This is a genomic window from Pseudoalteromonas sp. SWYJZ19, from assembly GCF_015864375.1.
Lineage (GTDB): Bacteria > Pseudomonadota > Gammaproteobacteria > Enterobacterales > Alteromonadaceae > Pseudoalteromonas > Pseudoalteromonas arctica.
Genome location: NZ_JADYXI010000002.1, coordinates 22606 through 34460, shown reverse-complemented (window position 1 = coordinate 34460; position 11855 = coordinate 22606). Strand labels below are relative to the sequence as shown.

11 protein-coding genes are annotated in these 11855 nt (G+C 40.3%); all 11 read right to left on the bottom strand.

Features of this window, described 5'->3' with window-relative positions:
- The 11 genes from I6F45_RS02060 to I6F45_RS21510 all read right to left on the bottom strand — a co-directional run bounded on the left by I6F45_RS02060 (position 1) and on the right by I6F45_RS21510 (position 11855).
- Positions 1-570 (bottom strand): Maf family protein, encoded by a 570-nt coding sequence (locus tag I6F45_RS02060; protein ID WP_165739304.1) that lies wholly within the window; start codon positions 568-570, stop codon positions 1-3.
- Entirely contained in the window at positions 570-1049 is a 480-nt protein-coding gene (gene mreD / locus I6F45_RS02055) for a rod shape-determining protein MreD (protein WP_007586341.1), read from the bottom strand. Before mreD ends, I6F45_RS02060 begins: the two co-directional genes overlap by 1 nt.
- Positions 1042-1884, bottom strand: coding sequence for a rod shape-determining protein MreC (gene mreC / locus I6F45_RS02050; RefSeq protein ID WP_010553767.1), 843 nt, complete (start codon positions 1882-1884; stop codon positions 1042-1044). The genes mreD and mreC overlap by 8 nt, the downstream gene beginning before the upstream one ends.
- Entirely contained in the window at positions 1884-2927 is a 1044-nt protein-coding gene (locus tag I6F45_RS02045; protein ID WP_007586338.1) for a rod shape-determining protein, read from the bottom strand. The genes mreC and I6F45_RS02045 overlap by 1 nt, the downstream gene beginning before the upstream one ends.
- 134 nt (positions 2928-3061) lie before the next feature.
- Positions 3062-5110 (bottom strand): SUMF1/EgtB/PvdO family nonheme iron enzyme, encoded by a 2049-nt coding sequence (locus tag I6F45_RS02040; protein ID WP_007586336.1) that lies wholly within the window; start codon positions 5108-5110, stop codon positions 3062-3064.
- Between the two features lie 121 nt (positions 5111-5231).
- Positions 5232-8972, bottom strand: coding sequence for an H-type lectin domain-containing protein (locus tag I6F45_RS02035; protein WP_197159545.1), 3741 nt, complete (start codon positions 8970-8972; stop codon positions 5232-5234).
- On the bottom strand, positions 8969-9460 hold the full coding sequence (locus tag I6F45_RS02030; RefSeq protein ID WP_165728129.1) for an agglutinin biogenesis protein MshP: 492 nt from the start codon (positions 9458-9460) through the stop codon (positions 8969-8971). Before I6F45_RS02030 ends, I6F45_RS02035 begins: the two co-directional genes overlap by 4 nt.
- Entirely contained in the window at positions 9450-10289 is an 840-nt protein-coding gene (locus tag I6F45_RS02025; protein WP_197159544.1) for a PulJ/GspJ family protein, read from the bottom strand. The genes I6F45_RS02030 and I6F45_RS02025 overlap by 11 nt, the downstream gene beginning before the upstream one ends.
- Complete coding sequence (locus tag I6F45_RS02020) at positions 10289-10840, bottom strand: type II secretion system protein (RefSeq protein WP_165739296.1); 552 nt, start codon at positions 10838-10840, stop codon at positions 10289-10291. Before I6F45_RS02020 ends, I6F45_RS02025 begins: the two co-directional genes overlap by 1 nt.
- Positions 10827-11318 (bottom strand): type II secretion system protein, encoded by a 492-nt coding sequence (locus I6F45_RS02015; RefSeq protein WP_165739289.1) that lies wholly within the window; start codon positions 11316-11318, stop codon positions 10827-10829. Before I6F45_RS02015 ends, I6F45_RS02020 begins: the two co-directional genes overlap by 14 nt.
- 6 nt (positions 11319-11324) lie before the next feature.
- Positions 11325-11855, bottom strand: a complete 531-nt coding sequence (locus tag I6F45_RS21510) for a prepilin-type N-terminal cleavage/methylation domain-containing protein (RefSeq protein ID WP_165739287.1) — start codon at positions 11853-11855, stop codon at positions 11325-11327.

Below are 11855 nucleotides of genomic sequence, written 5' to 3'. Positions count from 1 at the left end.
TTACCTTCTTAAGAATGTTTTTAATAATTGTTCGGTTTCATATAAAGGTAAGCCTACAACGGAGAAATAGCTACCCGCAATATGAGTTACAAAGCGACCACCTAAACCTTGGATACCATATCCGCCGGCTTTATCTTGTGGCTCACCTGTCTCCCAGTAGGCATTAATTTCTTCATCTGTTAAGGTTTTAAAAGTAACGTCAGTACTTACAACGCAGCTAATTACATCATTTTGCGTCGCAAATGCTACAGCGGTAAGTACTTGATGTGTGTTACCTGACAGGCGTTTTAATGTATTTGTAAAATCGTTTTTATCGCGTGGTTTACCCAGTGATTCGTTATCGATAACAACCACGGTATCACTACCAAGTACGGGACGATCTGTATACCCAAGCTCTACACCGCTTTGGGCTTTCAAGCGAGCTAAACGCTCAACAAGTGCTCTAGGTTGCTCGTTTGGAAGTGGGCTTTCATCTGCATCAACACTAAATTGTGTAAATTCGACACCTAATTGGCTTAATAACTCTTTACGACGGGGAGAGGCTGATGCCAAATATACTGCGGTAGTCATTACCTGATCCTAAAATGTCTGCGATATTTACGAAGTAGTAAAAACACCCAAAACCAACTAACCATTCCGGTTGCTACTGGCCATAAATACTGTGGATTAAAGTAAACCCCTAACAAAAAGTGATTTAGCCAAAACTGCATTAAATGATACAGCGTTAAAAACAAACCAATTAATAAGCTTTGTTGCCAAAGCGAAAAGTTACGAATTTTTTGAAAGTTGCTCGCGGTTACAAATATACATATTGAAAATGTAAGCGAATTTACACCTAGCGGTGAGCCAGATGCTAAATCTATTAATAAACCAACAACCCAAGCAGTACCAATATTTAAACGATGCGGTACTGCCAACGACCAATACATAAGTACAAGTAAAACCCAGTCAGGTCTAAATGGTTCAAACGAAAAAGGGAGCGGCATTAATGCCATTATTAACGCAAAAAAGATGCTTAGCGCAATTAACAATGAATAACGGTTAATCATCGCTGATTTGCTCCTGTTGATTACGCCATAAAATAACCAGCAAACGAATGCGATCTAATTGCGCAATAGGTTCTGCAAAAACTTGTGCAAACGGGCGGCCTTCATCACGATTTATTTCGGTTACTACAGCCACCGGGTATCCCTCTGGGAATGTGCCACCTAATCCTGATGTAACAAGTACATCGCCAATTCGCACATCTAAGCTGTGCGGAACGTGAGAGAGCTTAACGACGTTAATTTTACCTATGCCCTCAACAACCGTTCGTACATCGTTACGCAGTATACGCACAGGTGTGGCATGCGTAGTGTCGGTCATGAGTAATACGCGTGACGTAGTTGACCCTACTTTAGTTAATTGCCCTACTACACCCATCTCATCAATTACGGCTTGGCTTTCACTAAGTCCATCGGTGGTACCACGATTTATAACAACTTGATGGCTATACGGGTTTGAATGCACAGAAAGTACTTGAGCAATAATTTTACGATTTGATTGCTTTGCAGATGAGCCTAATAAGGCGCGTAGTTTTTGGTTTTCTCTGGCTAGAAATTGATACTGCTGAAGTTGCTCGCTTTGTAGCATTTGCTTTTTTTTCAGCGCTTCGTTTTCAGTAAGAAGTTGCTCGCGCGTATGCAGGCTTTTAGCACTTAAGCTAAATAATTCGTAGGGTAAATTAGCAACATAAATTAGTGGGCTAACTAAGGTATTGAGGCTGGTACGAACAACAGTACCACCTTGCGTATATCTGTCTCCAACAATGAGTACGATACTCAAAAGCACTGCGACAAAAAGTCGCAGTTGCAAAGAGACTGTGCGTCCAAACATTAATTTCATTAGTCGTAACTAAAAACGTCACCACCATGAACATCGATCATTTCAAGTGCTTTACCACCACCACGTGCAACACATGTAAGTGGATCATCAGCAACAACAACCGGAATACCCGTTTCTTCCATTAATAAACGGTCTAAATCTTTTAACAATGCACCACCGCCAGTAAGTACCATACCGTGTGCAGAAATATCTGATGCCAGCTCTGGTGGTGATTGCTCAAGCGCAACCATTACTGCACTCACAATACCCATTAATGGCTCTTGTAGAGCTTCTAGGATTTCGTGCGAGTTAAGTGTGAATGAACGCGGAACACCTTCAGCAAGGTTACGACCGCGCACTTCAATTTCGATTGGCTCATCAGTTTTAAACGCAGAGCCAATTTGATGCTTAATATTTTCAGCTGTCGCTTCACCAATTAAGCTACCAAAGTTACGGCGTACATAATTAATGATAGCTTCGTCAAACTTATCACCACCAATACGAACAGATGATGAGTAAACAACGCCGTTAAGTGAAATAATAGCAACTTCAGTTGTACCACCACCAATATCAACAACCATAGAACCTGTTGCTTCTGATACTGGTAAGCCTGCGCCAATAGCTGCTGCCATTGGTTCTTCAATTAAGTAAACTTCACGAGCACCTGCACCCATTGCAGATTCACGTATTGCACGTTTTTCTACTTGAGTAGCACCACACGGTACACAAATTAGTACACGCGGACTTGGACGCATAAAGTTATTGTTATGCACTTGTTTAATGAAGTGTTGTAACATTTTTTCTGTTACAAAAAAGTCAGCAATAACACCGTCTTTCATTGGACGAATCGCTTTTATATTACCCGGTGTACGACCTAACATAAGCTTTGCTTCTGTACCTACAGATGCAACACTTTTAGGTCCACCAGCACGCTCTTGGCGGATAGCAACAACAGAAGGTTCATTTAATACAATGCCTTCGTCTTTTACATAAATTAGGGTATTGGCTGTACCCAAGTCGATCGATAGATCGTTAGAAAAAATACCACGGAGTTTTTTAAACATGAGGCTGGATGACCTTTGAAATACGTTCTTATATTAGCTGCCTCACTTTAACATGCTCAACTATATGAGCAATATAAAGCGCAGCGCCTTTGTGAATTTGTGAAAAAAGGAAGCAAAGCTTCCTTAATTGAGTTTTATCGTTCGCGAACTAAGCGAAAACCAATGTAGTTAGATCTAAAATCAGGCGCTAAAATTAAACGCGTAGATGCACGAGCAAGGCTTGGTGCAAAGTTCCACGCTCCGCCTCTTACTGCTACATCAGACTCACCTGATTCTTTATCGGTCCATTCCCATACATTGCCTACGGTATCGTATAATCCAAATGCATTTGGAGAAAAAGAACCTACTGGTGATGCACGTCTGTTTGACCATTCACTACCACACCAACCACAGTTAGCTAGGTTTTTACCAATTTCGTTACCCCAAGGGTATTCTGTTTCAGTTCCTGCGCGTGCTGCGTATTCCCACTCAACTTCGTTAGGTAAACGAAATTGCTGTCCTGTTTGACCAGATAACCACTCAGCATAAGCTTTTGCATCGTTATAAGTTAAACATACAGCAGGAAAGTCACTGCCTTGCTCAAAACCAGGATTACGCCAATTTAAATTTGCTTCCCATACTGGTTCGCCATTTAAATAATACGCACACCCTTTATTTTTTTCCGCTTGAGTTTTATAACCTGTATTTGCTACAAACTTTTCGTAGGCACCCACAGTTACTTCTTTACTTTGCATAGCGAAAGAATTTGCTATTACTTTTTCAATTACTGGACGTTCATTAGCTAAACCATTGCCGTTAATATCGCCCATTTTAAATTTGCCTGCAGGAATAACGACAACCGGCGTTTCAACGTTTGCATTTAATACATTAACGTTTTCACTAACCTGGCGTGTTGTTACTTCTGGTTGCTCTCGAGTATAGGTCGGTGCAGCAATCGACTTAGGCTTTTTTACTAAATTTGCATTAATTGTTTGCGCTTTATTCAAATCAACACGTGCTTGATAAGGTTTATAACCAAGTTTACGTATTTCAATGTTATGAATGCCCGGCGGTAAACGTGTAATCAAGCGTGTTGAGCCAAAGCTTACACCATCGATAAACACTTCATCGTCGTATACGTTTGATCGTAATGTTAGCTCTACTGATTGATCCTTCTTCTTATTAAGGATAGAAGGGTAATCTTTTTTCACCGATGCAGGTTTAACTGAATAATCACGTACTGGCTGCTCATTTAAACGAGAAACCGACACCGTGTTGCTATTATCCGCGCTATTACTGAATGTTAACTGACTATCGGTAAATGTATTGTTATACGCTGGTTGATAAGCAGCCGTAAGTGGCGTGCCGTACTCAGAACAATAGCGGTTATCTATGCTTAATAAGCTACATAAACGGCTGCTATTAACTTCGCCGCGCATAGTTACGCTTAAGTTAACGTTGTAATTACCTTGGCCGCTAAATGCACTGTTAACTACATGGCTACTTAATATTTGTACTTGAGCGCCCGCCAAATTACGTTTTGGCTCAACAATGCGCTCTTCTGTTAGATTTGCAAAAATTTGATCAACAAAGCGTTTAGTTGCTTTTTGTAGACCCATTTGCTGACCGCGTTGCTCACATGCTGCTAGCGTTTCTGTTCGCTTACAGTTAATAGTGTGGTTAACCTCAAGCGTACCTTCACGTGTAAACTCGTTACGTAAACGCTCTACGCGGGCTGTAGTTAACTGCTCTTTTAAACTTTCTAATGTATTTAAAAGCGTATGCTTAGCAACACGAATTTGTTCTATATCTTTACGGTGGGATGCAATTGCCGCCAACTGCATAGAAATGTCATCTTTATTTTGCTTATGATCAATCACCGCTTTTTGATAGCGTGATTGAGCCGCACTAATATTAATAGTGGGATCGTCAATTAAACGACGGTACATTTCGTTCATCGCATCGAGCGCTTGGTTTTTTTCTTTATCTAGCTCTGTAGAACGAGAACGAAGTAGCTCTAATTGATTTTGTAACTGACTTTCTTCTTTAAGATGTTTTTCAAGTATTCTTGTCGAGTTATCGTATTCTGTCTGTTTAACACTAATCTCTGAGTCAATTCCAGTCACTGTAGCTGTGTCTTGTGCAAATGCACTACTAGCTAACAAACTAGCTGAAATTAACAGAGATAAAGGAGTAATTCGCATATATTCCAGTCCCAAAAAGCGGCAATTATTTGGTCGTTATTATTTTTTATAATTAAAGCCTTATGCTATGTACTTGCAGCACAAAACACAAGCTTTGTTCAATTATTATATTAGTTTACAACTATTCGCGTGTTTCACGCCAGTAAATAACCCGATCATTTCCTCTAAAGCGTCCAAATTGTAAAATAGTACGAGGATCAAGCTGTGTTCCATCGCCCTGCCAATCCCACTTTAACCAATCATAAGTATTATATTCTAAGGTAAATTCACCCAAACCATTTGGCTGTGCATAAATACCGTTATCTGGCGGATATACTCCCGCTTCTAGCTGGCCAGATACACCAGTCCCATATTTATAGGTTAATTGTGGGCTGCTAGGTGATATTTGAGTAATTTGGGTATGATCAAATACACTACAGTTATCTTCAGCGTTATTTACAAATCCACTGCCGTTGTAATACTGAGCCTGCATAGGAATAAGTAAAGGGTCGAGATCGGAGCCTGCGTTATTGCCAAGGACTAAACGTCCAAACCTAAACTCTATTGGCAATGCATTTAGTCGTACGCTATTACAACCACCCGAGCATGCTGTTTGTGTATTAGGTTTATCATTTGCATCAATAAGTGTTGCTCCTTCTATGTCAGAAAGCGTTGCCATTAAGCTCACCATAGCGAACGGTCCGTCTGCTTGCCCTACACCTAATCTTTTAAGTGTCGTGTTGAGTTGGCTCATTTGCCATTGGCCGTCGCTTATATCTCCCCAGTTGTTATTTCCTAGGTTTACTAAGCGGCTAGTAAAATTAGTTGCAGGTACATAGTTACCTACTTCATTATTTTCGGCATTAACGTCTACACTCGATTTATCAAAGCCCTCTTTATAATTAGCCATTAGCTCACCATTTTGATTTTGTGCTTGTACTGTAAAGCCAAGTTCAAAAGGTTGATCAAGATAAGTTAAATTACTGCCGTATTGCGTGCATTGCGCGGCGGCTTGAACCCCCACTACCTGAAACTGCGAAGGTGCAAAACGACCAACGTTATATAGCTCACCTTTTACATCTCCCGCACCAAAATAATCGGCATCTTGAAGGCCTGCTGTTAAATCAATTATGCCAACTTGGTCGTAATTATATTGCGATATAGATTCACTCAAACTACCTGTGTCATTAAAGGCAACAGTACTCATCGCTTCAAGCGTACCTTGAATGCCTGGCGTAGGCGCTTTAAGTAATGCCTCTACAATTGGTTGCTCTGTAATAAAATGCTTGGCAATGGTGTTATTTGTAATATTGCTGTAGTTGTCTGGGAAACCATCGTTGTTAGTGTCTTGCCCTGTTTGCCACTGCACCGCATTCATTTTTAAATCAAATGCTTCGCCCGTTAATCTAAATAAGCTCCCATTGGCATCTGCTGCATAACCATCACTTGCTACCTCCATGGCTAATCCAAATGGTTTTACGACATATTCATTTGAACTACCCGTTAAATTTACTGATAAGTTAGTTAGTGGGTCTAAAATTAAGTTGGTTTTTACGTTTAAACTCAACTTTCCTGCATCGGGATAATTTATAACAATCGGGGCTTTAGACTCACTATCAAAGTTTAGCGTGAACGATTTAGCTGCTTGCTCGACCGCAAAGGTATTATTGTTGTTACTAAGTGAAACCGTATCAGAGCAACTTGCACCAGCACTGCATGTATACGATAAATCTAAGCTTACATCGCCACCAGCGGGAAATGCAGCTTCGCATACGCCCGTAGTGGTATTTGTTTTTACCGCTTGAATAGATAGCGCTTTTGCATTAAATCCAGTATTTGAAGGCTTTGCTGATAACTGAGTAGGAATTGTAGTATTTCCATCTGTATCATTATTAAAAATAAATCCAGCATCAGAAAACGTAACTTTACAGCCACTCAAACCAACATTATTACCACCGATATAACAACGAAGAGGTGCAGAAGGATCAGCGGTGTTATATCCAAATGTAACACTGCCTGTGGTGCGTTTAGCAAATTCGACAACCGCTGATCCTGTAAAATTAATATTCTCCCCCGTAACCCAACTTTGCTGACCACTATTATCTGGAGAAAGGTTTAAACTAGACGGCTCAGCAAATAATAAGTCGCAGGCATCATTAGCGCAGGCTGTTAGTGTCATTTCTTTAGCTTCACACGTCAGACCTTTGTTATCGCTTATTGTTAAACGATAATGATCCAGTGTTTCTGGTGTATAAATACCACAAAAACCAGGGATACTTTCGGGTACTGGTAGGGCGTCAAACGTTGAGCTCCCTTCGGTAATAATTTGAGTAGCCGATGTAATTGATCCCTGATACGTTACATTTTGAGCGATTCTTACCTCACCAGTTGCAACAATATAGCCCGCAATATTTGCATCGGCTGCAATAGCAACCGCACCATCCACATAAATAGCCAAGTACGCGCCAGTTTCTACTACTATATTTGTTTTACCTATATTCAAAAATGAAGTTGATAGAAGTGAGGTTGTGTCTTTTAAAAAAATACGTGTAGGCGCTGTTACTCTGTACTCTGTTTCCAGCATACTTAACTGCAACTCATCGTAATAATAGTCGCCAGCTAAAGAAGTAGGTACGGGCCCTGTTGAGCTACCATCATTTGTAACCGTTGGCACCTGCGCCGCTTGATTCGGTTCTAAAGAGTTATAACCACCAGCAACACACGCCTGACCATTACACAAAGGAGGGCTTGTCAGCGCTGTAGAAATTAAACTTGTGGTGGTGACAAACTGCGCATTACCATCGGTTATTTCTACTCCCTGCACCAGCTGCACTTCACCATTGTTATAAGTAGAAATAGCGCCTGGGAATAACGTATCACAATCTAAAATATCACCATTAAATACAAAGGTACTGGTCATGGCGAGTATTGATGCTTCCTCGTTTACGTGACGGCGCTCGTTATCGCCATCACGATCTTCGTCAACAACTAGCCCTAACCTGTCGGTCCTTAGGTTACAGCTGCGTAGCCACCCGCCATCGTCTTCTTGGCGTGAGTTTTTACTTGCTACAACTAACGGAGCCACACTAAAGTTATTAGTAAAACTAAAGTAATTACAGCCATTGCTCCAGCCGTCAACTTCAAAGCCTGTGAAAAAAGTTTCCCACGATACCTCAACGCCATTATCATCAGAAAATGTGCGGTTACTTCCAGGCTCTACGGCCATATAGGCAACAGTTTCGGTTTTTATAAGCCCAAGTGCTGTTTCAGATGCTTCTAAAGCAATATTAACGCCGCTAGCAGATAAAGAATTACTTTCTACTGCAACGGTCAAAAAAGGCACTAATGCTTGAGTAGGTGGATTACTATCTATGCTGTTGAGCGTTTGTAATGAATGGAAAAAGTTCGGCCTTTGTGAAAATGGCTCAGCAAAGATTAACTGTTTATAACCTTTTGGCGTAAATGGGGAGAAGCCTGACTTAGGACCATACTGTAGCTCTAATAATAAATCGGTACTTCCTACTTCCATGATTGTTCCATCAGGAAACTCATGTACGCCATATTCAACAGCCAAATAATGAGCTCCCATCGTAACGTGCTCACCATCCTCACCCGAAGGCTCAAGAGGTAGTGCCTCAAAGCTGGTTGTGGTTATATTACGTATTCTTATTATTGCGGGGTTTCCGCCTTGGTTTGTTGAGAGCATAAAAACAGCAGGAGGTGTTATGTATTGCTGTTGAAAATTTATTTTTGTCCAAATAGGTGATGTGTATGTGTCTTGCAGCTCAATATAGCGCCCTTCAATTTTAGGCGGTACCGCGTTTGCGTAATTACAAAGCAACACGCAGCTAAAAAATATAATGACTAATGCATTTTTCATCATGGTAAAGTTTTAGCCTCCACACTGAGCGTTCTTTGTGTTTGCCAATAATCTTTTCTGCAGCTACTCCCTGCAGGGCAATCAATTGCGGCGCACGTTGCACTGCTTTGTAGATAATATATATTCACAAGTCCATTCGCCGTACTGCTATCGGGTAAGCCTATATATTCGCTACAATTCACTTCGACCTTACAGTTAGCTAAATATGCAGCTTGGAAGGTTAAATCAGTAGTAACTGATGTACAGCTTTGAACTGAGCTATTTATTGGAAATAGTTGCGTTAAACCACTTTCTAGGCCGCTTTGTGCTGCCATAAAAGCGCGAGCCCCATAGTACTCAATTGTATTTTGTTGAGATGCACCAGAAAGCACTTTAACTAATGCTAATCCTAGTGCTAATAAAGCAACAATAATTACCAAAGAAACAATTATTAAGTTCCCTTTTTGTTTACTGGCTAAGGCTTTTCCGTGAGGATTTTTTTTAAGGTACATTAGGAATATGTACCTCATGATTAAAGTTCATTACTTCAGTATCGTTAAATTGCATTTGCGCATTCACATTAAGCACAGCGTTTCTTTGTAAGGAGAGCGCATCAAGAGTAAAAAATAAATCGCTCGCTAAATTATTGGCAATGTAAATACCTAATAAATCACGTTTAACACCACTGCTTATTTGTAAGCTCACGGCATCTAATTGATTAATAGTAAAACCGTAATTGGTATATCTATATAAATACTGCCCTTCAACGCAAAAACTTACCGGTTCTGAAAGTAAATAAAGGCGTTTACTCGGCGACTCTTGGGCAAATGCTTTACTAAATTGCCACTCATCAATTTCGCTCGCTGAACTATTAAATGCTGATACTTGCAAGCGCTTACTATTATTTTCATCATATATATCAGCACTGCTTAATGGGTAAATAGTTGCCCAATCTCCAGCTTGCGGCTGCGTTAAATTATTAAGTTCAAAATCAACAGCGCTAACATTAAAAGGCGCTACGGTAGGTAGGTAATTTGTATAGTGAGTCGCTGATAAAAACGGCGTAAATTCTAAGCACTGCTGAGCACTACATGCTCCGCTAGTACTGTTATCGCAAGAGAGCCTTAATGAATTAGGCGTAGCGTGGCGAAGTTCTTTACTAAGTCGCGTTATTAAAAAGCGGGCCTGAGCTACTGCTTCTTGGCGTTCAACACCTTGTGAGTAAATGCTGACCCCAGCACCAATAAACGAAAATGCACTTACGGCTAAAACACCAATAATAACCATGACAAGTAATAGCTCTATAAGGGTAAATGCATTTTGGTATTTAGCTCTTTGCATTAGTAATTCCCTTTATATGCACTAAATCCGTAAACTTCGCCTAAGGGTGATGTTACTTCAATAGTAATGCGCTTAAAGGTTGTGCCATCGTTGGTGGTCGATTCGTTAAAGTCGCTATCGTACTCAACAGTAACAACTAAATTAAAGTCGCTGTATTCGCTTAACACCTCACCTAAACTATTTGTAATAGGTTGGTTAGAAAGTGCAATATAGTCATCTACATCGTTATAACTGGTTCGGGTTTCTAGGCCAGCCCCTAAGTTATCGACGCCTAAATTGCCCTCTGCGGTACAAGGCTCAGCACCCAAGGTTGTTTCGCCGCAACGCCTAAAAGGTGCGCTTCTATCGCTGTGCTCATCAAACGATTTACTTTGAATTTCGTTCATTAGTGATTGACCAAATTCAGAGGCTCTTAAAGCAATAATTGGCTCTGCACTTTTTTTTGCTTGCGGGGCAATGAGCGCGGTAATAATGCTTAATGCAATAGCAAACATCACTATGCCAATAATAAGCTCAATTAAAGTAAAACCTTTTACTTTAAGGGCACGCATATATAAGCCCTTCATCACTTATGCATACGCCAGCTAATCCAACGTCTATTCGACACTGCGAAGTACAGGTTTGATTTGATTTACCTAAAGGATCAAAACTAATTTGGGTAAATATATTCGCGTTACTATCTAAAGCGCTAAATGTTATATCACTTCTTTGCGTGTTTATTTGTACCACTAAATGATCGGTGTTGTTGGTATCAGCGCCACCAATACATGTATCAGGTGTGGGGGGAGCAATAAGTGTGGAGGTTATATAAAGAGTATGGCAACTTGTTGTTGCTGTATTTTGCATTGCACGTAACTGCACTGTTCTCAGTGCATTTAATGTACGGTCTCGATATGAGTATGCATCTTCTGTTGAGCTGCCCAGAAATTTGGGAACTGCCGTTACCGACAGTATTCCCAATATCACTAGAGTAATAATTAACTCAATGAGTGTGAAGCCACGCAATCGTTGCTTACTACTGCTTATCATTTAATATTAACAATCGCTAACATCGATAGCGACTGTTGCTGGAGTATCTTTGTTTAAAGCTGGAGTATAAGTAACTTTACAAGAATCTGTGACTAGGTAGCTATTTGGATAAATAATGACTGGAGTTGTAGCATCATCCCCTCCTGACAAATTGAAGTCAGTACTATCAGCGATAGTAGGATCATCGGTTACATCTGCAAAATCTATATCTAAAAATGCCTCAAATGCATCAATAGTCCCTACTGGGTAGCCAAATCGAATTGCTACGCCTTCAACAATAGGTGTTGGAGTATCTGTTTCTGCTTTATTTTGTATATTAGCAATAAGTGCCTTACCATTCACAATATTCATACCACTGCGAATCGACCCTTGTACACCTTCAAGTGTTGAAGCATTCGCATCACCTTGCAAATTTAAAAAACGAGGGGCTGCGGTAACGGCTAAAATGCCTAAAATAACAATTACGATGATCAATTCAACAAGTGTAAAACCTGCTTGTTTATTTATTGGTAAACTTTTTAACGATTGCGTTTTCAT